The sequence below is a fragment of the Pelorhabdus rhamnosifermentans genome, assembly GCF_018835585.1.
Taxonomy (GTDB): Bacteria; Bacillota; Negativicutes; order UMGS1260; family UMGS1260; genus Pelorhabdus; species Pelorhabdus rhamnosifermentans.
On the sequence record NZ_JAHGVE010000015.1, the window covers coordinates 59,094 to 84,136 of the forward strand.

At 44.6% G+C, this 25,043-nt stretch carries 25 protein-coding genes and 1 riboswitch; all 25 genes read left to right on the plus strand.

The genetic code is table 11. The annotated features are described in order from the left end of the window. Positions 1 to 210: 210 nt before the first annotated feature. The 25 genes from Ga0466249_RS16785 (at position 211) to hypB (ending at position 24,931) form a co-directional block, all read left to right on the plus strand. Positions 211 to 2,451 (plus strand): molybdopterin-containing oxidoreductase family protein, encoded by a 2,241-nt coding sequence (locus Ga0466249_RS16785; protein ID WP_215830636.1) that lies wholly within the window; start codon positions 211 to 213, stop codon positions 2,449 to 2,451. A 1-nt stretch (position 2,452) separates the two neighbouring features. After that, positions 2,453 to 3,013 (plus strand): 4Fe-4S dicluster domain-containing protein, encoded by a 561-nt coding sequence (locus Ga0466249_RS16790; protein ID WP_215830637.1) that lies wholly within the window; start codon positions 2,453 to 2,455, stop codon positions 3,011 to 3,013. Then, positions 3,013 to 3,936, plus strand: coding sequence for an NrfD/PsrC family molybdoenzyme membrane anchor subunit (nrfD, locus tag Ga0466249_RS16795; protein ID WP_215830638.1), 924 nt, complete (start codon positions 3,013 to 3,015; stop codon positions 3,934 to 3,936). Before Ga0466249_RS16790 ends, nrfD begins: the two co-directional genes overlap by 1 nt. Positions 3,937 to 3,977: 41 nt before the next feature. Continuing rightward, positions 3,978 to 5,279, plus strand: a complete 1,302-nt coding sequence (locus Ga0466249_RS16800) for a radical SAM protein (protein WP_215830639.1) — start codon at positions 3,978 to 3,980, stop codon at positions 5,277 to 5,279. A gap of 20 nt (positions 5,280 to 5,299) precedes the next feature. Continuing rightward, complete coding sequence (locus Ga0466249_RS16805; RefSeq protein ID WP_215830640.1) at positions 5,300 to 7,480, plus strand: molybdopterin-containing oxidoreductase family protein; 2,181 nt, start codon at positions 5,300 to 5,302, stop codon at positions 7,478 to 7,480. 97 nt (positions 7,481 to 7,577) lie between these two features. Continuing rightward, a complete protein-coding gene (locus Ga0466249_RS16810; RefSeq protein ID WP_215830641.1) occupies positions 7,578 to 8,600 on the plus strand; it encodes a molybdopterin-binding protein in 1,023 nt (340 codons plus the stop codon). Between the two features lie 435 nt (positions 8,601 to 9,035). Further along, entirely contained in the window at positions 9,036 to 9,518 is a 483-nt protein-coding gene (locus Ga0466249_RS16815) for a GNAT family N-acetyltransferase (RefSeq protein WP_215830642.1), read from the plus strand. Continuing rightward, complete coding sequence (locus Ga0466249_RS16820; RefSeq protein ID WP_215830643.1) at positions 9,473 to 10,321, plus strand: MBL fold metallo-hydrolase; 849 nt, start codon at positions 9,473 to 9,475, stop codon at positions 10,319 to 10,321. The genes Ga0466249_RS16815 and Ga0466249_RS16820 overlap by 46 nt, the downstream gene beginning before the upstream one ends. 178 nt (positions 10,322 to 10,499) lie before the next feature. Beyond that, a riboswitch (molybdenum cofactor riboswitch) is annotated at positions 10,500 to 10,629 on the plus strand. A gap of 120 nt (positions 10,630 to 10,749) precedes the next feature. Then, positions 10,750 to 11,730 carry a GTP 3',8-cyclase MoaA gene (gene moaA, locus Ga0466249_RS16825; protein WP_215830644.1) on the plus strand — a complete coding sequence of 327 codons (981 nt, stop codon included), beginning with the start codon at positions 10,750 to 10,752 and terminating at the stop codon, positions 11,728 to 11,730. Further along, the gene (moaC, locus tag Ga0466249_RS16830; RefSeq protein WP_215830645.1) at positions 11,730 to 12,221 is read left to right on the plus strand and encodes a cyclic pyranopterin monophosphate synthase MoaC; all 492 of its coding nucleotides are present in this window, start codon (positions 11,730 to 11,732) and stop codon (positions 12,219 to 12,221) included. Before moaA ends, moaC begins: the two co-directional genes overlap by 1 nt. A 15-nt stretch (positions 12,222 to 12,236) precedes the next feature. Then, positions 12,237 to 12,725: a MogA/MoaB family molybdenum cofactor biosynthesis protein gene (locus Ga0466249_RS16835; RefSeq protein WP_215830646.1), complete on the plus strand. Its 489-nt coding sequence runs from the start codon at positions 12,237 to 12,239 to the stop codon at positions 12,723 to 12,725. A gap of 40 nt (positions 12,726 to 12,765) precedes the next feature. After that, positions 12,766 to 13,200: an MOSC domain-containing protein gene (locus tag Ga0466249_RS16840; protein WP_215830647.1), complete on the plus strand. Its 435-nt coding sequence runs from the start codon at positions 12,766 to 12,768 to the stop codon at positions 13,198 to 13,200. Positions 13,201 to 13,233: 33 nt separating this feature from the next. Continuing rightward, positions 13,234 to 14,256: a molybdopterin-binding protein gene (locus tag Ga0466249_RS16845; RefSeq protein ID WP_215830648.1), complete on the plus strand. Its 1,023-nt coding sequence runs from the start codon at positions 13,234 to 13,236 to the stop codon at positions 14,254 to 14,256. Between the two features lie 21 nt (positions 14,257 to 14,277). Then, positions 14,278 to 15,492 (plus strand): molybdopterin molybdotransferase MoeA, encoded by a 1,215-nt coding sequence (locus tag Ga0466249_RS16850; protein ID WP_215830649.1) that lies wholly within the window; start codon positions 14,278 to 14,280, stop codon positions 15,490 to 15,492. Beyond that, a complete protein-coding gene (gene mobA / locus Ga0466249_RS16855; protein WP_215830650.1) occupies positions 15,489 to 16,076 on the plus strand; it encodes a molybdenum cofactor guanylyltransferase in 588 nt (195 codons plus the stop codon). Before Ga0466249_RS16850 ends, mobA begins: the two co-directional genes overlap by 4 nt. Beyond that, positions 16,076 to 17,845: a TIGR04190 family B12-binding domain/radical SAM domain protein gene (locus Ga0466249_RS16860; RefSeq protein ID WP_215830651.1), complete on the plus strand. Its 1,770-nt coding sequence runs from the start codon at positions 16,076 to 16,078 to the stop codon at positions 17,843 to 17,845. The genes mobA and Ga0466249_RS16860 overlap by 1 nt, the downstream gene beginning before the upstream one ends. Before the next feature lie 74 nt (positions 17,846 to 17,919). After that, complete coding sequence (gene mobB, locus Ga0466249_RS16865) at positions 17,920 to 18,426, plus strand: molybdopterin-guanine dinucleotide biosynthesis protein B (RefSeq protein ID WP_246588813.1); 507 nt, start codon at positions 17,920 to 17,922, stop codon at positions 18,424 to 18,426. Positions 18,427 to 18,557: 131 nt separating this feature from the next. Next, positions 18,558 to 19,661: a hydrogenase small subunit gene (locus Ga0466249_RS16870; protein ID WP_215830652.1), complete on the plus strand. Its 1,104-nt coding sequence runs from the start codon at positions 18,558 to 18,560 to the stop codon at positions 19,659 to 19,661. Continuing rightward, positions 19,658 to 21,553, plus strand: coding sequence for a nickel-dependent hydrogenase large subunit (locus Ga0466249_RS16875; RefSeq protein WP_215830653.1), 1,896 nt, complete (start codon positions 19,658 to 19,660; stop codon positions 21,551 to 21,553). Before Ga0466249_RS16870 ends, Ga0466249_RS16875 begins: the two co-directional genes overlap by 4 nt. A gap of 14 nt (positions 21,554 to 21,567) precedes the next feature. Next, entirely contained in the window at positions 21,568 to 22,311 is a 744-nt protein-coding gene (gene cybH, locus Ga0466249_RS16880) for a Ni/Fe-hydrogenase, b-type cytochrome subunit (protein WP_215830654.1), read from the plus strand. Positions 22,312 to 22,351: 40 nt separating this feature from the next. Further along, positions 22,352 to 22,588, plus strand: a complete 237-nt coding sequence (locus Ga0466249_RS16885; protein ID WP_215830655.1) for a hypothetical protein — start codon at positions 22,352 to 22,354, stop codon at positions 22,586 to 22,588. 87 nt (positions 22,589 to 22,675) lie between these two features. Continuing rightward, complete coding sequence (gene ubiE / locus Ga0466249_RS16890) at positions 22,676 to 23,413, plus strand: bifunctional demethylmenaquinone methyltransferase/2-methoxy-6-polyprenyl-1,4-benzoquinol methylase UbiE (RefSeq protein WP_215830656.1); 738 nt, start codon at positions 22,676 to 22,678, stop codon at positions 23,411 to 23,413. A gap of 285 nt (positions 23,414 to 23,698) precedes the next feature. Continuing rightward, a complete protein-coding gene (locus Ga0466249_RS16895) occupies positions 23,699 to 23,923 on the plus strand; it encodes a Sec-independent protein translocase subunit TatA/TatB (protein ID WP_215830657.1) in 225 nt (74 codons plus the stop codon). After that, positions 23,916 to 24,257, plus strand: a complete 342-nt coding sequence (hypA, locus tag Ga0466249_RS16900; RefSeq protein WP_215830658.1) for a hydrogenase maturation nickel metallochaperone HypA — start codon at positions 23,916 to 23,918, stop codon at positions 24,255 to 24,257. Before Ga0466249_RS16895 ends, hypA begins: the two co-directional genes overlap by 8 nt. After that, complete coding sequence (gene hypB, locus Ga0466249_RS16905; protein ID WP_215830659.1) at positions 24,257 to 24,931, plus strand: hydrogenase nickel incorporation protein HypB; 675 nt, start codon at positions 24,257 to 24,259, stop codon at positions 24,929 to 24,931. Before hypA ends, hypB begins: the two co-directional genes overlap by 1 nt. Positions 24,932 to 25,043 lie beyond the last annotated feature (112 nt).

Here is a 25,043-nt window from a genome sequence, read left to right on the forward strand (position 1 = left end):
AAAAAATAAAATAAAATCCAGCATAATCCCAATAGTAAGCCATTTTCCATGGGTGTGAATAAACTGGCACGGTTATTGCATAATTAATGTTCAAGCGACGCAAACAACCAAATTTTGTCCGGGCGATAAGATAAATTACTTGAGCAAGTTTATAATAGTTAAGCTTTGGAAACAAAATTGGTAATATGAGAACGCCTGAAGGGAGGCAACATGAGTAAGAATATCGATTTAGAACAAGAAGGTATTCAAGTAAAAAAATCCTGCTGTTACTTTTGCCACCAGAACTGTGGTGTGCTGGCATACGTCAAAGACGGCAAAGTGCTTGATATCGAGGGAGATCTTGACTTTCCTACTAATCAAGGCGGATTGTGCAGTCGGGGAAATATTGCTATGAAGCATCTTGACCATCCGGCACGGGTTAATTATCCGCTAAAACGGGTCGGCAAACGTGGCGCCGGAGAGTGGCAACAAATTTCCTGGGAGCAGGCATTAAATGAAATTGCCGAGAAACTTTCAAAAATTCGTGATGAATTTGGTGCAGAAGCTGTTGCTACGGCTGGAGGAACCCAGCGTACAGACGACTGGGCCCGTCGAAGATTTATGAATTTGTTTGGTAGCCCGAATGGATTTCATAATGCGCATTTATGCTGGATTCCTACTTTTATGGTGGAAACAGCGATTTATGGATGGTGTCCGTTTGATTTGGATTTGGACAACAGCCGCTGCCTAGTTTTGTGGGGACAAAACCCGGGTGCATCTGGGATGCCGGAAATACATCATATTATGGACTTGAAAGCAAAAGGACTAAAAGTCATCGTTATTGATCCCCGTTATACTGAAACTGCCGCTAAAGCGGATATGTGGCTGCCATTGCGTCCAGGGTCAGATTTGGCACTGGCATTGGCTTGGTTGCATGTTATTATTTATGAAGGGTTGTTTGATCCGGAGTTTGTCGATGAATGGTGTGTTGGGTTCGGCGAACTGGCTGATCATGTTGAGCAGTATTCTCCGGAATGGGCTGAGCCGTTAACTTGGTTGAGTGCGGATCAGATCCGCGAAAGTGCCCGGATGTATGCGATGAATAAACCGGGTAATATTCAGTGGGGAACTTCTATTGACCAAATTGGCAAATCTGCCGGTGCGGCTATGCAAGCACGTGCCCTAATTCGCGCCATTACCGGAAATCTGGATGCTCCAGGCTCTGATCTTTTGACGGGTCCTAGTCCGGATTTTGTCACAGACGAAGAAATGGAAGCCAATGATCAACTGCCAGATGAGCAAAAAGCTAAACAAATTGGCTCTGACAAATTTAAAATGGTTACTTGGCCGGGCTACAGCCGCATTGCTGAACTGACGAAAGAAGTATGGGGCAAAGCTCCTACGGCAGAATGGATGTGCGAAGCTCATCCGCCATCTGTCTTCAGGGCGATCTTGACGGAAAAGCCTTATCCGGTTAAGGCTTTACTGGTTTCGGCCACGAATCCGATTAATTCTTATGGCGAATCAAAATTGACATTAGAGGCTTTGAAAGCAGTTGAATTCCTGGTGACATGTGAATACTGGCTGACTCCAACTGCGATGCTTTCGGATTACGTGTTACCGGTAGCCGGAGCGCTTGAAAGACCGACAATCACCAGTTCATACGGATGCGCCGACTTCCTACTGGCGTCACAACGGGCAATCCAGCCGATGTATGAACGCCGCAATGACTACAATTTTTGGCGCGACTTGGGAATCCGTTTGGGACAGGGAGAAATGTGGCCATGGGAAACGGTAGAAGATGCTTATTATAGCAAAATTGCTCCTCTTGGGTATGGGGTTGAGAGTTACGACGAATTCGTAGAAAACTACCGTTACCATTTCCCTGAACGAGAGTATCAGAAATATAAGCGAATCGGGTTTGCCACTCCTTCGAAAAAAGTGGAATTATACTCTAGTGTTCTCGAGGAACTAGGCTATCCGCCCCTGCCGACGTACATAGGACCATCAGAAAATGAAGTAGATGATCCGGATTTAGCAAAGGAGTACCCATTGGTCTTGACTACCGGTGGTGGATTTATGCCGTTCCATCACTCTGAGCATTTCCAAATCAAAGAACTGCGTTTTATCCGCCATGAACCGTATATGGATATCAATCCGGCAACAGCAGCTGAATTGTCTATTAAAGATGGGGATTGGGTTTGGATTGAAACCAAGCGCGGTCGGATCAAGCAAAAGGCAAATTTGACGCAAGGAATTGATCCACGCGTTGTCTATACTCAACGTGGTTGGTGGTATCCGGAAAGAGACATGCGTGAGCCGGAATTAGGTGGTTATCTGGAATCCAATGCGAATGTTCTGACCAGTGTTGCCGACGATGATTGTGACCCGTTGAGCGGCGCTTGGGCGAACCGTGGCTTATTATGCAAAGTCTATAAAGTAACGGATGCGAACGAGAAGGAGGCGAAATAAGATGGCGCGTTATGCAATGATATTAGATACGCGGCGTTGTATTGGTTGCCATTCATGCACAGTCGCTTGTAAAGTGCATAATGACCTGCCTTTAGAAATGATTTATAACCCCGTGACCACGATCGGTCCTACCGGAGTTTTTCCAAATGTTCATATGATGAATTTGCCTCTTCTGTGCATGCATTGCGGCAATCCGCCCTGCGTGGACGCTTGTCCGACAGGAGCTTCCCAACAGAGTCCGGAGGGAATTGTTTTTATCGAAGAGAAAAAATGCATCAGCTGTAAAGCCTGTATTATGGCCTGTCCTTATGGTGCGCGGGTTCCTAATCATGAAAAAGGAACGGTGCAAAAATGCGACTTCTGTAAGGAACGGGTTCATGTCGGTAAACTGCCGTATTGCGTACAGACATGTCACCAAAAGGCTCGCATTTTTGGTGACATGGAAGATGAGACCAGTGAAGTTTACAAATTGGTAAACAGTAGCCATCCAGTACGCTTATTGGGGGAACTTGGCACTGAGCCATACGCGTTTTATATTTGCGAATCGGAGGTGAAACTCTGATGGATCAAAAGCATGATGTTTGGGGATGGTTGTTAGCTGTCGATATCTTCCTTGCTGGAATGGGCGGCGGAATGCTTGTTATTATTGGAATCTTGGATTTGTTTATCGGCACGGGAAGAACCTCGTTGCTTGGTAATTTACTTGCACCGGTATTTATTGGGATAGGGGCATCCATACTGATTTTAGAGTTAGGACGTCCATTTCAGGCCTTACGGGTTTTTATGAATCCCAAGGCCACTCTGACCATAGGCGCTTGGTTTATGTCATTTGCGATCACGTTTGGCTTTGTGTATGCTTCATTCGGCATTGACATGTTTTTTTGGAGCGGCTGGGTGTTTGCCCGCAAGATTTTTGCGGTTCTTTGTATGGTCTGCGGTTTAGTAGTAGCCAGTTACCCTGGAGTACTACTGGGGCGTCATAAAGGTCGTCCTTTCTGGAATGGCCCCGGAATGATAATCCTGTTCTTGCTTTCATCCCTTGTTACTGGTGTTGCGGCACACATTTTAAGTGGATTTGTGCTCCCACCGTCAACATTGACGGATGTTTTAGGAACTTTCCCTAAATTAGCAGCAGGATTGCTGACCTTTCAACTGCTTCTTTGGTTTGGCTATATCTTGGTGAAGAGGAGCGGAGGGACTTCGGCTGAGGCAATTGCTTCGCAAAGATGGATAAAAGGTGATCTTTCTTCCATCTTTCAAATTGGTTTTCTTTTACTAGGGACGTTGCTGCCTTTAGTGCTAACATTGTCATCTTCACAAAGCACTCAAGCAATCGGTGCAGCGTTGGTCCTGTTAGGCGGTATTATCATGCGTATTTTGGTTATACGTGGTGGCGAAGATCGGACTTGGCTGCCTGGGGAGCAAAAGTACCGATCCAGATTGCCTAAAGGTGACGAAACTTTCCTTAGAGCCTGGAATAAATAATACAAGAATATGAATCATTGATTAGGTTGGGAGATTAGGTTATGCAATTAGCTGAAAATACTGCGAAAAATGATATCCTGGATACTACGAAAAGTGTTTGCCCGGTTTGTCTCAAGGTAATTGAAGCGCAAATTGTTGTTAAAGACCATGCTGTTTATATGAAAAAGGTATGTACTGAGCATGGAGCGTTCACAGCCTATCTATGGCCGGACGTTGATCATTATCAATGGATGAAAAGTTTCCTATTCCCGTGTATCCCGCCAGCGCAGCCAATTCCTTCGCTGCAAAGCTGCCCGCAGAATTGCGGGCTATGTTCATCCCATCTCAGGCACCCGACTTTAGTGGAACTTGAAACTACCCAACGGTGTAATTTGCGTTGTCCAGTTTGTTTCATGGCGGCTGGCGAAAGGCAAGCTTCGTCGCCGCCGGATCCAGAGCTGACAGTTTTTGAAATGATGTATAAGGATATTCTGGCGAAAACTGGGCCGCAGACCAGTATTCAGCTGACCGGTGGCGAACCTACAGTCCGGAAGGATTTGCCTGAAATCGTTTCGTTGGGAAGATGCAGCGGTTTTATAGCGATTGAAGTTAATACTAACGGCATGGTGATAGCGGAAGATCCTGCATATTTAGCACGTTTAGTTGAAGCTGGAATTAGTGGAATTTATTTGCAATTTGACGGGGTAACCAAGGAAGTTTACAAAACAATTCGCGGTCAAGATATATTGGCGAAAAAATTACAGGCGATTGAGAATTGCCGGGAAGTCGGCATTCAGGTTGTTCTTGCGATGACAGTTATATCAGGTATTAACGATGACCAAATGGGAGCTGTATTGAATTTTGCATTGAAAAATCGAGATGTGATTGCGGGCATTGCTTATCAGCCCGCTTTTGGATCCGGACGTTTTGATGTTGCTCCTAAACGCCGTTTGTCGATAGGCGATGTGGCATTTATGCTATCGGAGCAGAGCAATGGAATGGTGAAACCGTATGATTTTTGGCCATTAGGGTGTTCGCATCCGCTGTGTGATGCGGCTACGTATCTTATTGAAGATCAAGGAGTAATCAAACCGTTAACGTCTATGATTACGCCCCAGGAATATGTGGCTTATTTTGATCCGGATAGCCCGCAAGGTTCTGTATTTCCCGATATTGCTGGCAAAATGTTCCCGGAAATTGGCCCGGGATTATCGATTGTCATGATGAATTTTATGGATGCTAGGAATCTTGATCTGAAAAAACTGAGGGAATGCAGTATGACTGTTACCGGACCGGATGGTCGTATTGTTCCTTTTTGTGTTTATCAATTGACTGATATTTATGGAAAAAGGAAGAGCAAGTAATTTTTGCTCAGGGTAATATTATGTCAGAAGAAAAATTTATTAAAACAAATTGCCGTTTTTGTGGTTATCAGTGCGGATTAATGGCAGTGACTGAAGACGAAAGAGTAAAAGCGGTTCATCCAGATCCCACTCAATATCCCGGGGATGAAAGTATCCAACGCGGTTGCCGTCGGTGGCGGTTGGCACCGGAATTTATCGATCATCCCAAGCGGGTTAATTATCCGCTTAAGCGGGTAGGCGAGCGTGGCAGCGGACAATGGCAGCGCATTACCTGGGAGCAAGCTCTGGATGAAATTGCTGAAAAAATACAGCTCCTTAAAAACCAGTATGGTCCGGAGATGCTGGCTACCTGCATCGGTGGGCCACACGCCATTTATTGGCCTTTGCATCGTTTTATGAATTTGTTTGGCAGTCCGAATAATATGGGGATTGGCCAGATATGTTGGAATCCGGGTACTTGGATCAATACGGTGATCTTTGGCTGGCCGATAGAGAGTGAGTTGGATCCGGAGAATACAAGTTGTGCGATGTTTTGGGGAGTGAACCCGTCAGAATCGGATAACTCCTTGTTGTGGCGCGAAATTTTACGGTTCAGGAAAACAAATAAGCCTTTAATTGTCATCGATCCCCGGCGAACGCGAACTGCTGAAATCGCGACTATTTGGCTGCCAGTGCGTCCAGGTACGGACAGTGTTTTGGCATTAGGGTTGCTTCATGTAATTATTATTGAACATCTCTATAACAATGAATTTGTTAATAAGTGGTGTCATGGCTTTGAACGCTTGGCTAAGCACGTAGCTTCTTATACACCTATGTATGTGGAAAAAATTACCGGCGTAAAAGTGGAGACGGTCGTGCAAGCGGCGCGCCTGTATGCCCACAGCGTTCCTGCAACCTTGTTTTCCGGGCGTGGCATCGATCAAATAGGCTGTAACAGTGTGCCAACGCATCACGCGTTGGCAATATTAAAAGCGATTACCGGTAATGTAGATGTACCTGGAGCTTCTCATATCAACGAAATGCCCGATTTTATTCCAGAAATTGATTTGGAATTAAGCGAGCAGCTTCCAGAAGCTGCTCGTCAAAAACAACTGAATAAACTGTTATTGCAATCCTATCCAGGTTATGAGCGCATTCGGAAACTAACGCTTCAACATGGTAAACGTTTGCCGATGCGTTATTTGACATCTGCTCAACCGAATTTAGTCTGGCGGGCGATGCTGACGGGGCAGCCTTATCCAGTCAGGTCTCTCATCGTAATGGCGACGAATCCTTTGTTGACGCAGGCGGATACGCATCTAATTTATGAAGCATTAAAAAGTCTGGATTTGCTGGTCGTCTTGGAATTATTCCAAACGCCTACTTCCATGTTGGCGGATTATGTGTTGCCAAGCGCGGGTGCTTTAGAGCGGCCCCTTTTTGAAACAAAAGCTGGCACAGCGAATATAGCATATGGCGGCGGACCAGCGGTTGAACCCTATTATGAGCGCCGCAATGACTATGATTTTTGGCGGGAAATTGGTCTACGGCTGGGACAAGAAAAAGAATGGCCGTGGGAAAGCCTTGAAGCTAGTCTGGAAGCGACATTGGCTCCGACCGGGTTTACTTGGAATGATTTTTGCGAATCGGGATTGTATTGTCCGCCAGAAGATCATCAAAAGCAAGAGCAAGTTGATTCACGGACGGGACAAACGATGGGGTTTGCTACAACGAGTGGTAAAATAGAGTTATACAGTGAACTGCTTGCGGAAATTGGCTATCATCCTTTGCCGGTGCCTAAAACGCTTTTAGAACAGCAAGATTTTTCGTTGAAACTAATAACCGGTGCGCGGTTTCAGCCATATTACGCGTCGAGTTTTCGCCAGTTTGATTCATTAAGAGCCGTACACCCTGAGCCTTGGGCACAAATGAGTGCCGTAACAGCCTCCCGGTTTGGTCTGGAGGAAGGTTGTCCAGTCTGGGTTGAAACAGAACGAGGGAAAGCCCGTTTTATTGTAAAAATTACTACAATGTGTGATAATGTAATCAGTGTTGAATATGGCTGGTGGTATCCGGAAATGGCGGAGTCTGAACCAAGTTTGGGCGGCTTATGGATAGCCAATGGTAATATTTTGACTAATGCTGATTATGAAACATCTGACCCCTTGATTGGAACCTCAGCGTATAATGGTTTGCCTTGTCGTGTGTCACGAGCAAGGTAGACCCAAAGTCTGGCTCGACTATAGCATGTTATGGATAACGTACCAGTCGTCTTAACAGGCTTTTAATATATTATGCTATGGCATGGGAGGGATTAGGGTGACATTACGCAAAGTGTATACGGAAGACTCAGTGGGGATGGTTTTGGGACACGATTTGGCCAAAAATATGCCAGGATATGGAGGACAGCTATTTAAGAAAGGTCATGTTATCTGCGCTGAAGATATTCCGTATTTGAAAAATATTGGTATAGATCAAATTTTCCTTATTGATTTATTGCCAGGCCAAGTACATGAAAACGATGCAATAGCCCGTATTGCTCAGGCCGTAGCCGGTGAAAATGTTATGATGACAGAGCCATCGGAAGGCCGCATTAATATTCAGGCACAAGTGGACGGCTTATTAAAAGTAAATCGACATGCAGTAACGGCTATTAATGCGGTGGAAAATGCGGTGGTATCAACTCGCCATGACAATATATTAGTAAAACGTGGTGATTTATTGGCAGGCATTAAGGTCGTTCCACTAGTAGTGGACGAAACAATGGTCTTGTCTGTGGAAAGTATTGCCAATCAATATACTGGAATTATCTCCGTGAAGCCGCTGCGTAATCTGAAAGTGGGCGCTATCATTACAGGTAACGAAGTATATTATGGTCGTATTAAGGATCGATACGCACCAATTTTTGCCGAAAAAGTAGCGTCATATGGAGCGACAATGGTTGATATTGTTTTCCAACCGGATGACCGCGACCGCATCGCAGCAACGATTACGGAGTATAAAAATCGCGGGATGGATGTAATTATTGCTACTGGCGGTATGTCAGTTGATCCTAATGATGTAACGCCGGATGCTATTCGGGCGACGGGTGCGCAAGTCGTTACATATGGAACAGCGGTATTGCCTGGAGCTATGTTTATGCTAGCATATCATGGCGATACCGTTATTATGGGTATGCCGGGGTGTGGCATGTATGCCAAGATTACAATTTTTGATCTCGTATTTCCCAGAGTGTTGGCAGGTGAGTGGATGACTAAACTGGATTTTGCTTCTTTGGGTTATGGAGGTCTGTGTCTGAATTGCAAAAATTGCACCTATCCTGTTTGTCCATTTGGAAAATAGGGCAAAATGAGATCGTCATGAAGAACAAACCATAAATTTAGGCCCCCCTTAACACAGTTTGATTGCAATTGATTTACATTGCAATCAAACTGTGTTTCTATATAATAGTAATGTTCCGGTAGCTTATTTTAAATTTTTATTCGGTAGCAAGTTCAGTTAGTACGTTTGTAGTTTCAAAATGAGAATAAAGCGTAAATTTTCGCAAAATAAAACTGTATTTGATACAATTGATGATGGTTTTCCAACTTAAAAAGGCAATTAAGTCATTGGATTCAGGACAGACTTTATTTTTTATAATTGGCACGAAACTTGCTTGTTATTTATAAGTGAACAGCAAATTGCTTTGTTTGGCGTTGTTTTACAAAAACGCTGGCAGGAAAAGGTATTTTGGCTGATCCCAAAAAATAAGGGTGCTGACAAAACAAAAAAAGGGGGATGGTCATAACGCAAACAATTGAATTTGCTACAGTAGAGGAAGAACAAGCCTTAAGAGAAATTTTTTTGCAGTATGACATGGATATGGCCGGCCCTGTTGAGCATCATGTTGTGATGAAAGAAGACCATGTTATTTTGGCCGGGGCCATGTTGAGTCAATTGGACTCAAAGATGAATTTTCACTTAGCTGTATTTGCCGTCACCCCAGAGCGGCAGCATCAAAATATAGGTGGTAAATTGCTCAATGGAATGATGCGTCGGCCTTGGCAATATTGTCGCAATGCCGTAAAAAGTCCTAATGGATTCTATCGGCTGACAACACTAGCCAAGGGCAGTGCCGCAAAATTTTACGAAAAACAGGGTTTTATTCGTTGTGATTTTACCTCGTTAGCCCACCCTTTTGACGTACAGTGTCAGATTTGTCCGGATCGGGAGCGATGCCAACCGATGCCCATGATGACGGAAAGAAGGACGGTGATATGACCATGGTCGAAAAGACAGTTAGAGATTTTACGATTCTTGGCTCGGGAGCCGGTCCGGGTATTCCTTCTTTTTTCTGTGATTGCTCGGAATGTCGCGAAGCCAGGCATAATCCTAAAATCAGCCGAACTCGTAGTGGCGCATTGATTCGAGATGGCCGTTACCAGATTTTAATTGATGCTTCACCAGATCTTAGGCAGCAGCTTATTTGTCAAAATATTACCTGTTTTGATGAAGTTTGGCTGACTCACTGGCACTACGATCATTTTGGCGGATTGGGAGAATTGGAGTATTATGTGCGGCTTAATCGAAAAAAAAGTATACTGTTTCGGTTGCCGCCTAGTGCGGTGGAATCGTTTCAAGCCGCTTTTCCCCAGCTAAGCGATGTGATGGAGATTCGGCCCTGGAAATTCGGCGAAACGGCTGTTATCAAGCAATTACAGATTACGCCACTGCCAGCGGAGCATGGCATTGAAACAGCTGGAATTTTAGTGGAATCGCCTAATGTGAAGCTCGCTTATTTTACGGATACGGCTGGATTGCCGTCGACCAGTGAAGAGCGCGTGAGAAATGCAGACTGGCTTATTTGCGATTCTACGTTTTATGGGGATAACTGGTATCCCCGGGCCCATATGTCAGTCCATCAAGCTATTGCGTTGGGAGAAAAAATCGCAGCGAAGCATACGGTTTTGACGCATTTATCGATTCATTACGCGCAAGCTGTAACGACAAGGGAACTGAAAGAAAAACTTGCATTGTATCCGGCGGTAGATATTGCTTATGACGGAATGAATGTAAAATTATAAAAAAATTGTCTAACAAATCGTTATGGAAGATTGTGTGAAGTTTATTGAGCGTGCCGAGGTTAAAGTGGTAGATATTACTGGCGGAGTGGGATAAATATGAAAAAGTGTCTGGGAGCAGCTATGCTGGTCCTGCCTTCACCAGTCTGGGTGATCGGGAGTTATGGTAATCATAAAAATTAGACATGAAAATCTCCGAGTTATACTGCCTAACGATTTCTAAGGCAGCATGGCCTGGGCCGATAGGTCCACAGGGTAATGAGAGAAATCTTATTGCCTCCTGTTTGGAAAGGAGACGTTTCTGAGAGCTTTAGAAAATAAAGTTTTCGTACGTTTCCTGTACGAAAATTTTATTTTTAAAGCTCTATTTTAGTGAGTATTCCCTGTCATTTCCTATTTTCATGTTGATTAAAATGAAGGGAGCAATATTTATGCTAGATAATTATGGACGAGAAATTGATTATTTACGTGTTTCAGTGACGGATCGCTGTAATTTGCGGTGCCGCTACTGCATGCCAGAGGAAGGTGTGGAAAACATTGGTCATCCGGGAATTTTATCCTTGGAGCAAATTGGCCGGGTTATCGCTGTTGCCGCCAAACTGGGAATTCGTAAAATTCGGTTAACTGGCGGGGAGCCGCTGGTGCGGAAAGGGATTACGAAGTTGATTCAATCAATTTCCCGGATTTCACAAATTGAAGATATTGGGATGACGACAAACGGAACTTTATTTACTGGTATGGCCAAAGAATTAAAGGCTGCCGGGCTTACCAGGATCAATTTCAGTCTGGATAGTTTACAGGAAGATCGATTCCGTTATATTACCCGGCGCGGAGAGCTATCACAGGTGACTGCGGCGATTGAAACAGCACTGGAAATTGGCATGACACCGGTAAAACTCAACGTAGTTGTTATGCGGGGCATCAACGACCAGGAAATTTCGGATTTTGCCAAACTGGCTTATGATCTACCTTTGCACGTACGGTTTATTGAATTTATGCCGATTGGCGATTTGCCCTTTTTTCAAAAAGAACGGTTGATGGGGGTAGATGAAGTGAAAAAAATTGTAACGCGAAATTATGAGCTTCTTACTGGACTGACCGTACGGGGGAGCGGGCCAGCAAAAAGCTACAATATCCAAGGCGGTAAGGGAAGCATTGGTTTTATCAGTCCCATGAGCCATTACTTTTGCGGTGAGTGTAATCGGATTCGAATGACGGCCGACGGGAAGTTGCGGGGCTGTTTGTTTGGCAAAAAGGAAATCAATCTGAAACTTGCCTTACAAAATCAGGTAAATGACGAGAAACTAGCGGAATTACTCAAAAAAGCGATTCAGGAGAAACCGAATCGACATCATATGTCCGAAGGCTGGGGGGCAGATAATGAACGCAAAATGTATCAAATTGGGGGATAATGATGGAATTTACTCATTTTAATGAAGACGGTCATGCCAAGATGGTGGATGTAAGTGAAAAAAAAGATACAGTGCGAATGGCCATTGCCAAGGCAGTGGTCCAGATGCTACCGGAAACGTTGCAGCTGATTAAAACCGGCGGAATAAAAAAAGGCGATGTGCTGGGCGTGGCTCAGGTCGCCGGGATCATGGGCGCGAAACAAACGGCGGGAATGATTCCCATGTGTCATCCACTCATGCTTACTTCGGTTAATATTACCTTTAAGCTGGATGAGATAAAATCACAAATCGTAATTCATTGTCAAGTAAAAACAACAGGGAAAACGGGCGTAGAAATGGAAGCGATTAGCGGCGCAAGTGTTGCGGCACTGACAATTTACGATATGAGCAAAGCTGTAGACCGCTGGATAAAAATTACCGATATCGCTCTTTTGGAAAAATCAGGAGGAAAAAGCGGTCATGTAATTAGAGAGGGTGAAACGAAAAATTAGGGAGGAAATGATCGGATGCATAAGGTCGGAATTTTGATTATGAGTGACAAGGGAGCACGCGGGGAGCGGGAAGACAGGAGCGGTCAGCAAATTCGCGAGTCTTTGGGAGCTAATTTTGCAGTGGAGTACTATGAAATGATCCCGGACGAAAAAGAATTGATTCAGGCAAAAATTTGTCATGTTTGCGATGATTTATCATTGGAACTATTAATGACTTCAGGGGGAACCGGTTTTTCCAGTCGGGATGTGACTCCTGATGCGACCTTGGCGGTGATTGAAAAGGCGGCACCAGGAATTTCGGAAGCTATACGTTATTGTGGGCTGCAAAAAACGCCGAAGGCGATGCTGTCGCGGGCGGTTGCTGGGATTCGGGGCAAGACGTTAATTATTAATTTACCGGGCAGCGTCAAAGGTGTGCGCGAGTCACTGGAAGCGGTTTTGCCGGCATTGGATCATGCATTAGATATTTTGCGGGGGACAGCCACAGAATGTGGCCAAGGTTGATACGAAAATAGCGAAATAGCGTGATAAAGGGGTGGCCAAAATGGCAAAAGTACTTGCTGTAAATATCAGCGAAAAAAAAGGCGAACAGAAGCATGCGATTGAGAAAGGCTATTTTGCTGTGGAATGGGGATTAAAAGGGGATGCTCATGCTGGCAAGTGGCATAGGCAGGTTAGTTTGTTGGGAAATGAAAGCATTCATAAAATGGAAGAAATGGGACTTGGAAAATTGGCGACAGGAAGTTTTGCCGAAAATTTGACAACCGAGGGAATTATTTTATTCGAACTGCCAGTCGGGACCCGACTAAAGGTCGGTGAGACCTTGATGAAAGTGACGCAAATTGGTAAAGAATGTCATGCTGGTTGTGCGATCAGGCAGAAAACCGGTGATTGTATTATGCCGCGGGAAGGAATTTTTACCAAGGTGCTTACATCTGGTTGGGTTCAGGCTGGCGATAAAATTGAAATCATAGGGTAAAGTCAATAAACATTGGGAAAGAGATGAGCCAGGGTGGAAGTCGTTAATGTTGAAGAAGCTGTAGGCAATGTTTTGTGTCATGATATTACGAAAATTATTCCAGGTGAATATAAGGGAAGAGCTTTTAAGAAAGGGCATATCATTACGGAAGAAGATATCCCAGAACTGTTGAAATTGGGAAAAGAGCATATTTACGTGTGGAAAATGGAAGCGGGAAAAGTACATGAAAATGAAGCCGGGATTCGGCTGGCACAAGCCGTCGCTGGGACGGGCCTCGTCCTGAGTGAGCCGAAAGAAGGCAAGGTAAACCTAGTAGCCGCTCAGGACGGTTTGTGTATGATTGATGAAGAGTCATTACTTGAGGTGAATATGATTGAAGAACTGATTGTTGCTACCCGCAGCAACAATCGTCCAGTTCAAAAAGGGGATATTATTGCCGGAGTCAGAGCGGTTCCGCTGGTTATTGAGGAAGAAAAATTATTGCAGGCCGAACAAATTGGACGGAAAAATCCGATCGTTTTAGTTAAGCCGTTTCATTCTTATCGGGTTGGTATCATTACGACTGGCAGTGAAGTGTATCATGGGCGGATTCAAGATCAGTTTGGCCCAGTTGTCAAAAAAAAGGTGGAGCATTATGGTTGTCAGGTGCTAGAGCAGATCATTGTTCCCGATGATGCAGCGCAAATTGCTCAAGCAGTTCAGACGCTCATTCATCGTGGGGCGGAACTGCTTTTAACTACTGGAGGCATGTCGGTCGATCCCGATGATGTAACTCCCACCGGCATTAAACAGGCCGGGGCGACAATCGTTACTTACGGTGCCCCGGTATTGCCGGGGGCGATGCTGATGGTTGCCTATTTAGGAACTGTGCCGATTCTTGGACTTCCCGGTTGTGTCATGTACAATAAAACGACGGTTTTTGACCTTGTGCTGCCGCTCGTTTTGTCGGGGCAGACGGTTACGCGGCCTATGGTTGTGAAATTGGGCCTGGGCGGGTTATGCCTGAAATGTGAAGTTTGTCATTATCCTGTCTGTTCGTTTGGTACAGGAGCATAGGTAAAAGGGGGAAAACAGCAAATGAAAAGCGGCGTTTCAATGGAAGAAGCTCAATCGTTGCTATTAGATCAGGTGACGGTAGTTGATACAGGCGTGGTTAGTTTATTGCAAGCAAACGGTCGGGTGGTGAGCCGGAAAATTTGCTCGATGGAAAATGTACCGCCTTTTGATCGGTCGCCACTCGATGGCTATGCCTTGAAAGCGGCCGACACACAAGGAGCAACGCCCGAGCATCCAGTGAAGTTAAACGTGATCGAAGAAATCCGGGCCGGATTTGCCGCTAAAAAGAAAGTGACGCCGGGCACGGCAATTAAATTGATGACTGGAGCACCGATGCCAGCTGGAGCCGATGTGGTTATTAAATATGAAGCGGTCAAACGAGAGGAAAACGATTTATTTGTGTCAGAGCAGCTTCAGTCAGGAAGCAATGTGGTTTTAGCTGGCGAAGATGTGGTCAACGGGGAAGTCATCGTCCAGCCGGGTGAATTGATTACACCGCCGCTTGTCGGACTATTGGCGGCGATTGGTGCAGAACAAATTCCCGTTTATAATAAAGTGAAAATTGCTATTTTCAGTACCGGCGATGAACTGGTAAATCCCGGAGAAGCCCTCAGTCCCGGGAAAATCCATAATAGCAATTTGCATAGTTTAGGGGCACGCTGCTTTGAATTGGGAGCTGAGCCAATTTATGGGGGGATTGTAGGCGATGAGCTGGAAAAAACTGCGACAAAATTGCGTAAAGCTTTGACCGAAGCTGATATAGTGATCACTACAGGCGGAGTTTCTGTGGGGGATTTTGATCTTGTGCCGAAAGCATTGCAGCATATTGACGCAGATGTAATTTTTCGGCGGGTAAAGATGAAACCAGGATCGCCGATGATGGCTGCGAAAAAAGATCATAAGCTGCTCATTGGATTATCCGGAAATCCCGCGGCGGCCTTTATTACGTTTGATTTGCTGGTAGTTCCGGTCATAAAAAAAATGATGGGGTTACGGCAGGTTATGCCGCTTACACTGGAAGCAGTTTTGGACGATCCGTTTGAGAAATCAAGTCCGCAAAGACGGTTTCTACGGGGAAGACTGAAAAGGGAATACGTTGGCAGTAAGATTCAATTAACTGGAAAGCAGACGAATGGGGTTTTGAAATCAATGATCGGCTGCGATGTGCTTGTTGATGTGCCAGCCGGAAGTGGGCCACTTGTCTGCGGTCAAAAAGTAAGCGCTCTGTTGCTATGATGAAAGCAAGCGGAATTATTTTGGCGGGTGGCCACAGTTCACGTATGGGGCGGGATAAAACCTTGCTGAAAGCGAACAGGGAGACGCTGATTGAGCGAACAGTTAGGGTGCTTGGTGAAGTGAGCGATGATCTTGTGATTGCTAGTAACAATACGAATAAGTATGATTTGCCTGGGGTGACGGAGGTTGTCGATATTTATCCGGAAATGGGGCCACTGGGAGGAATTCATGCGGGACTGCTTATGGCTAAATATGAGAATTCCCTCGTCGTTTCCGGGGATATGCCATTTTTGACTGCGGACTTACTGTGTTATTTGTTGCAGAGTAAGCAAAATTACGATGTTGTTGTGCCGGAATTTGATGGAAAATTGGAACCGCTTTGTGCAGTTTATTCCAAACGCTGTATTGAGCCAATTGAAGCGTGCCTGCGCTCGGATATGAGAAAAGTGCAGTATTTGTATGAGCGGGTCAGAGTTTATAAAGTGCATGGCGAGAAATTAGTCAAATTTGGCGATTTAAACAAGCTTTTTTTTAATTTGAATACGCCAGCAGATTTGGCTTTGGCTAAGGAGTTCATTAGTTAATGAAAAATCATTTAGTCTTTTTGCATGCGCCTAGTGTGTATGATTTTCGTGAAAAATCAATTTTATATGGTCCAATCAGCGATTTGGTCCCTTCTACTCCTGTTTTTGAGATGTATCCCATTGGATTTACAACTTTAGCGGCTTATCTGGAACAACGGGGTATACGGGTTCGGATTTTGAATTTGGCAGTACGCATGATGCAGAGCAAAAACTATGACGTTCCCAGTGCGATTGCTAAGCTTCATCCCAAGGCGTTTGGAATTGATCTGCATTGGATGCCCCATGTTCATGGTGCTATTGAAGTGGCATGGTTGGTAAAAAAATATCATCCGGATATTCCAGTGATTTTTGGGGGCTTTTCTGCTACTTATTTTCATGAAGAACTGATAGCTCGGCCGGAAGTAGACTATGTGGTGCGCGGCGATTCGACGGAAGAACCGATGTATCAATTGATGCGTTATTTGGTTGAGGGAACAGTTGATTCGGCTCGGCTCCGACAAATTTCGAATTTGACTTGGAAAGATTCGGACGGTCGAATCCAGGTGAATGACCAGGACTATTGTCCGGCGGAACTGGACGATCTAACGCTCGACTATTCCTATGTCGTGCGCTCTGTAGTTAGAAACCTGGATTTATTTGGTGCATTGCCTTTCAAAGAGTGGGGGCGCTATCCAATTATGGCGGCGTTAAGCTGCCGGGGTTGTGCATGTGCCTGCCGGACTTGCGGTGGGTCGGTGACAGCGATGAAAACGATGTGTAAGCGTGACAGGCCGGCGTTCCGGTCGCCGGAAAATCTTGCGCGCGATGTGCGTAACATGTCTCGCTGGAGTCGCGGGCCGGTGTTCATTCTTGGCGATATTTGTTTCGGTGGCCCAGAATATGTGCAAAAATTTTTTTCACTGATTAAAGGTTCTACCAGAAAAATGCTGCTCGAAGTATTTAAACCGGCACCTGCTGAATTTTTTAGGCAGTTATCTGCTGCGGTTCCTGAATTTATCCTTGAAATGTCGCCTGAATCGCATGATGAAATTGTACGAACTGCATTTGGCCGACATTATTCCAATGAGGAGCTTGAACTGACCATTAAGCGGGCGCTTGATGCTGGTTGTGGCCGGTTTGATTTATTTTTTATGATTGGGTTGCCGAAGCAGACGTATCAGTCGGTGATGGAAACGATTGATTACTGCGCTTATTTAATGAAAGAATTTAATGTTTATGGGCAAAAGCCACGGCTATTTCCTTTTATTTCACCGTTTGCACCATTTTTGGATCCGGGAAGTGAAGTGTTTGCCAATCCGGAAGCGTTTGGGTTTAAACTTTTGCGACACACGATTGATGATCACCGGGAAGCGCTTATTCAGCCTAGCTGGAAATATGTCCTAAATTATGAAACGAAGTGGATGGATCGTGATACGATTGTGGCGGCAACGTACGAAGCCGGATTGCGAATGAACCGGCTCAAGGCCCGGTATGAGCTGATTTCAAAAAAGCAAGCGCAGAATGTGGAGCAACGCATTAAAAGAGCGATTGCACTAAGTGAGCAAATTGATCAAATTATGCAGGAAACAGATGCAGCAAAACGGGAAAGTTTGCTGCAAGCTATTAAAGCAGAGGTTGATAGGGCTAATTTATCCACCGTATGTGATAAACGCGAACTTGAATTGCCCGTGGGCTTATTAAAAATGAATCTATTTGAATTAGGGCATATGGTGACAGGTGAATGGGGTCGTCAACTGCAAAAACGCTTAGTAGGTTTTTTTAGTAATTAGCGAAAGATTCAGTCGCAAAGCAGTGATAGGATAGGCAGTTTATATTGGGTTAGTATGAAAAAGGAGGCAAAAAGATGAATTGTCGACTGATCCCAGTGATATCCATCGTAGCAAAATCAGGAACAGGCAAGACCACGTTATTGGAAAAAGTTATTCGGAAGTTAAAAATAGATGGAATCAGGTTAGCTGTAATTAAACACGATGCTCATCAGTTCACTATGGATCAGCCTGGTAAGGATACCTGGCGGCTAGCTCAGGCCGGCGCTGATGTTGTGGCCATTTCTTCACCGCACAAAATGGCGATGATCGAAAAAGTGACAACTGAAAAAAGCCTTGATGAAATGATTGCCATGATTTCAGGGGTTGATCTGATTCTTACGGAAGGATTTAAGCGAGGGGATAAGCCGAAAATAGAGGTTTTTCGTTCAACAGTACATCAAGAATTATTGTGTAGGCCTGATGAACTTCTGGCTATTGCCAGTGATGTTGACTGGCAGGTAGGGGTTCCTTGTTATCCATTGGAAGATATCACAGGAATAACTGGTGTCATCAAGCAATATATGGAAGATTTTACTCAATAACATAAATATAATCTGCTTGTTTGCTGATTATATATGATGCCTATAAGAATGTATGCCCGATCAATGCAGTCAAGGGAAAATATGGCGCAGTACATCATATCTAAAAATTTAATTGTAAGGGAGGATGGCATATGAAGAATAGAGATTCGTTGTGGAGCCTATTCCAAAAACGGGAAATGAGTCGTAGGTCTTTTCTGAAAGCATGTGTAACTATTACAGGAATGTTAGGAATGTCTGTGACAATGTTGCCGGAAGTTATCGAAGCTGCAGAGAAAAATGCTTTGCCAGTAGTTATTTGGCTGCATGGTCATGAGTGTACTGGATGCGATGAGTCGTTTATCAGGTCGCAGTCACCTTTGGTGTCTGATGTAATATTCAATATGGTTGCTCTGGAGTACAGCGATACCTTGTCTGCAGCCGCAGGTGAGCCCTTTGAGCAGCATCTGGAAGAGGTAATGGAGCAGTACGACGGGCAATATATTTTAGCAGTAGAAGGTGGCGTTCCCCTCGCTCAAGACGGTATTCACTGCATGGTAGGAGGTAGACCCTTTGTTACAGTGCTTAAAGAAGCGGCTAAAGGAGCTGCCGCGATCATCGAATACGGATCCTGCGCTGCCTGGGGTGGGATTCAGGCAGCAAAACCGAATCCTACAAAATCCGTTTCCGTAAGCGACGTAATTAGTGGAAAGCCGCTCATCAAGGTGCCAGGCTGTCCTCCCGTTCCGGAGGTCATGACCGGAGTCGTGATGCACTACGCTCTGTTCGGACAAATTCCGCCCCTTGACAGCGAGGGACGCCCAAAACAGTTTTTTGGCAATCGAATTCACGATACTTGTTATCGTCGTCCGTTTTTTGATGCGGGTATGTTTGTGGAAAAATTTGATGATGCCGGTGCTAAGGCTGGCTGGTGTCTATACAAAGTGGGTTGTCGTGGACCCGAAGCATATAACTCTTGTGGCAATATGCGTTGGTGGAACGGTCTATCCTATCCTATCCAGTCCGGTCATGGTTGTATTGGCTGTAGCAGCAAGAATTTCTGGGATAACGACTCATTTTATCAGCGTTTGCCCAATATTCCTGTGCCGGATGCTATCGCTGATGCTGACAAGATCGGCGTGATTGCAACCGGAGCAGCTATTGCTGGCGTGGCAGCGCACGGCGCTTTGTCGGTTGTGCAGAAACACAAGCGAACGGTTAAGGCCCAAGAAGATAATGCAAGGAGGCTGCAATCATGAAGCGCGTTGTAGTGGATCCCGTAACCCGCATTGAAGGGCATTTACGGGTGGAAATAAAAGTGGATGAGGCGACAGGCAAAGTGCAGGACGCCTTGTCAAGCGGCACTGCTTGGCGCGGTATTGAATTGATTATGAAAGACCGTGACCCACGTGATGCATGGGCTTTCGTCCAACGGATCTGCGGTGTGTGTACCACTGTTCACGCCTTGGGGTCACTTCGGGCCGTGGAAGACGCTCTGAAAATTGAAATCCCGAAAAACGCCAATTATATTCGTAATATTATGTCTGCTACCCAAACGGCGCAGGACCATTTAGTTCACTTCTATCACCTGCATGCGCTTGATTGGGTGAGTCCAGTCGAAGCCCTCAAAGCGGATCCGTCGGCTACTGCGGTTTTGCAAAACATAGTGCTGGAAAAATACCGATTACCATTTGCGGGGCCAATGAATTTCGATTTTGATGCCTATCCCAAGGATTTTCCGAAGGCGACTACGCTTTATTTTAAGACGGTACAAGAAAAGGTTAAAAAGGTCGTCGAAAGTGGCCAACTCGGCATCTTTGCTGCTCAATGGTGGGATCATCCCGATTATGCCATATTGTCTCCGGAAGTACATCTCATGGCAGTTGCCCATTACCTTAACATGCTGGATCGGCAACGAGAACTTCTTGGAGCACATGTCATCTTCGGTGGAAAGAATCCACATCCACACTATATTGTAGGTGGTATGCCCTGCTCCATTTCCATGAATGATATGAACGCCTCAGTCAACAGCGAGCGTTTAGCAGTGGTTGATACGTCAATTAGTTTGGCAATCAACCTGATCAATTATTTTTACCTGCCTGACCTTCTGGCAATTGGTCACAGGTATGTCCAGAAAGGTTATGTTGATGGCGGTGGTTTGGCCAAAGAAAGAGTGCTCGGGTTCGGCGATTTTCCTGATGAACCTTATACCGGTATTTCCAACGGTGATTTCCATAAGAAACTGCTGCTACGTTGCAATGGTGTGGTAGAAGACTTTGGAAAAGGTGTGGACAGCGCTATATACTACGATATTGATGAGAAAAATTTAGTTGATCCGGCTGTTTTAAATGAAGGAGTGGAGCACTCTTGGTATACTTATCCTGAAAATGGTGCAGACATTCATCCATGGGACGGTGTCACCAACCCAGAGTACACCGGACCCAAGGAAGGCAGCAAAGTTCAATGGAAATTTCTTAATGAAGAAGGTAAATATTCTTGGATAAAAACTCCGAAATGGCGTGGTAAAATGGCCGAAGTCGGTCCACTGGCTCGCTATATCATCATCTACACCAAGGTTAAAAAGGGCCTGATCGAACCGACTTGGGCCGAAAAAATGGTCGTCGATCAGCTCGAAGCTGTCTCCAAGGTTTTCAAACTGGCACCGGAGGTATGGTTGCCGACCATGGTGGGACGCACTGCGGCACGCGGCCTAGATGCGCAACTCAATGCCTATATCAACAAATACTACTTTGATAAACTGGTCAAAAATATCCGTAATGGCGATACTGCAGTGGCGAATACCGCTAAATGGGATCCAGCCACTTGGCCGAAAGACGCCAAAGGAGTTGGTTTGCTCGAAGCGCCGCGCGGTGCTCTTAGCCACTGGGTTGTTATAAAGGATGGTAAAATTGTTTATTACCAAGCGGTGGTTCCCACTACTTGGAATGCCTGTCCAAGGGACAGTAAGGCTGGGTACGGTGCTTACGAAGCTGGTATGATGGACACTAAAGTTAAAATTACCGATAAGCCTTTGGAAGTGTTGAAAGTTATCCATTCCTTCGATCCATGCAGCGCTTGTGCTACGCATCTTTATGACGCTGAAGGCAAGGAATTGAGTATCGTACACACAGATCCTTATTTTAAGGATTAAGGGGGAGGCTAGCGATGAATGAGGGTCATTTGAAAGCATATTACGTTTATAGCCCATTTTTGAGAATTTTCCACTGGATAATGGTTATAAGTATTATCATTCTTTTTTTCACGGGCTTGTATATTGCTAAACCCTTGACTGGCGGAAATCTCGGTATTGAGCCAACATTTGCAGACCCACGATTTTCGCTGAATGCAATTCGTAATATCCATTTCATTACGTCGTATATTTTTGTCGGATCGTTTATATTGAGGATCTACGGTTACATAATTAATAAAGGGGATCGTCTGCTACCTCGCTTTTGGACTAAATCCCACTGGCAGTGGACGATTGATACTGCCCTTCACTATCTACTGATTCAGCCTTTCCATAAGCCGTATTTGCGTAATCCCTTGGCCCGCATGTCCTATTTAGGTCTTTATATTCTGGTTGCTATTGAAGTAGTTACTGGTTTTGCCATGTATTTCATGGTTGATCCCAATGGTTTTGGAGCAAAAATTTTTGGGTCAATTAACAGCCTTTTTGGGAATGAGTATATTGTCCATTTGGTCCACCATTATGTAGCTTGGCTGATTATTATATTTGCCATTATTCACGTATATATGGCTATCCGGGCCGATTTCATGGATGGTGAAGGGGAAATTTCTAGTATGTTTTCTGGAGTAAAGTTTTTGCCTCATGTGCCTGTAGATATAGGGGAAATACAGGAGAATGAAGAGGAGCATACCAGCCAATCAAAAAAATCTATCACAGAATAGATTTACAAGTTTCGAATCTCAAAAACAGGAGGTATTTCTTATGTGTAAGACATGCGGTTGTTCCGTCGGGAATACCCAAATCAAGTTTTGTGTTAAGGGTTATGACAGTACCAACGTAAAGGAAGTCGAGAAGAGTCTTTTAGGATTACCAGGAGTTTATCATGTCCACATTCATGTCCACGATGGACAGACGACCATTGATTACGATCCAGTTCGGACTGCTCTTGCTGAAATCACTGCTATGTTAGCGACGCGCGGTCTGCAGGCCGTCATCTGAATGTGGAGAATACATGAAGAAAATAGTAATTTACAGTGGAGAGCGGCGTTCGCCCCAAAGTGAAAAAAGTGAGCTGTCAAGAAAAGTATGATAAAAAAAATAGATAGACCATCGGTACTGAATGCAAAAGAAAAAGAACAATTTGTACATGGAATCTTTTCCGCAATCGCTTGCCGTTATGACTGGCTAAATTCAATTTTAAGTATTAAATTGGATGGCTTTTGGCGGCGCTATGCCGTTACCAAAGCCAAAGTTCCAACGGGTGGAAAGACCCTCGACTTGTGCTGTGGCACTGGTAAATTGACTCTCGAATTAATCAAAGCAGTAGGAGCGGGGGGGAGTGTGATCGGTGTAGATTTCTGTGCGAATATGTTACAGATTGCCCGTGAAAATATTTCAAAGACAATGTATGTCGACAATGTCATGTTTGTAGAAGCCAATGTTTTGGAGTTGCCGTTTACGGATCATTCTTTTGACTGTTGTACCATTGGTTTTGGCATGAGAAATGTAGCGGACATACCTCGTGTGATAAGTGAAATTTACAGAGTATTAAAGCCTGGTGGTAGGCTTGTTATCTTGGAATTGGGGAAACCCAGTATGCCAGTGTTTAGAAGCCTTTATTTTTTCTATTTTGAAAGAATTCTACCAGTACTAGGACAAGCTTTTGCGAAAGTTAAAGGTGCGTACCAGTGGCTTCCGGAATCGCTGCGTTTTTTTCCGGACCAACAGGAAGTAGTGCGAATGTTACAAGAGAGTGGATTTAAAGATGTAGGTCGAGATAATCTAACGGGTGGAATTGTGGCAGTTTATTTTGGGGTGAAATGATACAAGAGCTAAGGTGGCTACAAAACATTCCCCGTCAAACATAATCTTTTTTGGCTATGCGTCCCTGGCCTTTTACAGCATCATTATACATTGCATTAGGCGCTGCACTTGCCTGGATGGAGAGTCTTTGCTATCGGCTTATTTTTATTAACGTTATTTAGCGGAATATGTATCCAAGTCGGGACCAATTTGATTAATACCTATGGAGATTACGCTGATTGTTATTTTAAGGTGTAATTATAAGGTGTAATTATAATGAAGCATTAGGAAGGTAGGTGTAGGTCAATGCTTAATTTTAGTATGCCGGAATTAGCAATGGTACTAGTAATCGCTCTAATTGTCTTTGGACCGGGCAAACTTCCTGAAGTAGGCAAGGCATTGGGTAAGGGTTTGAGAGAATTTCGCCGGGAAATGGACACTAGCTCCCAAGAACCTGTCAATATTGAGGGTAAATCTGTGGAAAAAGAGCCCGGTGATCATGTTGAACACTCAGGGGGAAAACATGCATGAAATGGCTATTGCTCAAGGCATTCTAGATATTACGTTGGATAACGCCGCTCAGTCTGACGCGAAAAAGGTGATAACCATTAAACTTCTAGTCGGGCAAATGACCGAAGTTGAGCCTGAAGCGATGCGCTTTTGTTTTAGTGCACTGGCAGAAGGCACGATAGCGGCAAAAGCGGAGCTTAAAATCAAGATTGTACCACTTGTTGTGTACTGCCAAGACTGCGGCAGGAAATTCGTTATTGAACGCTACAGGTTTCTATGCTCAGCCTGCGGATCGGCCAACGTGAAAATCATTTCTGGTCGGGAACTTCAAGTGGAGTATTTGGAGGTGGACTAGTGGAAATTCAAGTTATGGAAAATATTCTTAGTAAAAACGACAAAATCGCTGCCGAAATCAACGCAATCTTTTCCTCCCACGGTATCTTCGTACTAAATTTGTTAGGATCGCCTGGTTCAGGTAAGACATCGTTGCTTGAGCAAACGATTATGACATTAAAAGGCGATATTCGCATGGCAGTAATTGAGGGTGACCTTTTTACATCGAAAGATGCTGACCGTATCGCCCGGTATGGGGTACCAGTGGTCCAGATTAATACCAGTGGTGGCTGCCACTTGGATGCGACTATGGTTAAAGGAGTTCTGGATAAACTGGCTTTAGCTACTCTTGATCTGATTATTATTGAAAATGTCGGTAATTTAATATGTCCCGCTGAATTTAATATTGGAGAAGACGTCAAAGCCATGGTTTTAAGCATTACAGAAGGAGAGGACAAACCGCTAAAATATCCGCTAATGTTTAAACAAGCCAGTATTGCCGTTTTAAATAAAATAGATCTGTTGCCCTATACCAGTTTTGATATGGCGGCAGCAACAGAGGATATTTTAAGCATCAATCCGAAAATCGGTTTGGTTGTCGCCTCCTGTCGTAGTGGTGAAGGGCTGAATGGTTGGTACGAATGGATAAAGCAGCAAGTGATAAATAAAAAGGCAGGACGTATTGGGTGTAAATAATGGCCGCAATGCAGATTGACATCAATGGCAGTGTATTATTAGCAGCTGATTTTAGCATAAGTACACCTAAGGCTTAACAAAGGCTGGCGTAGCCAATTTTTCTAATTTATGG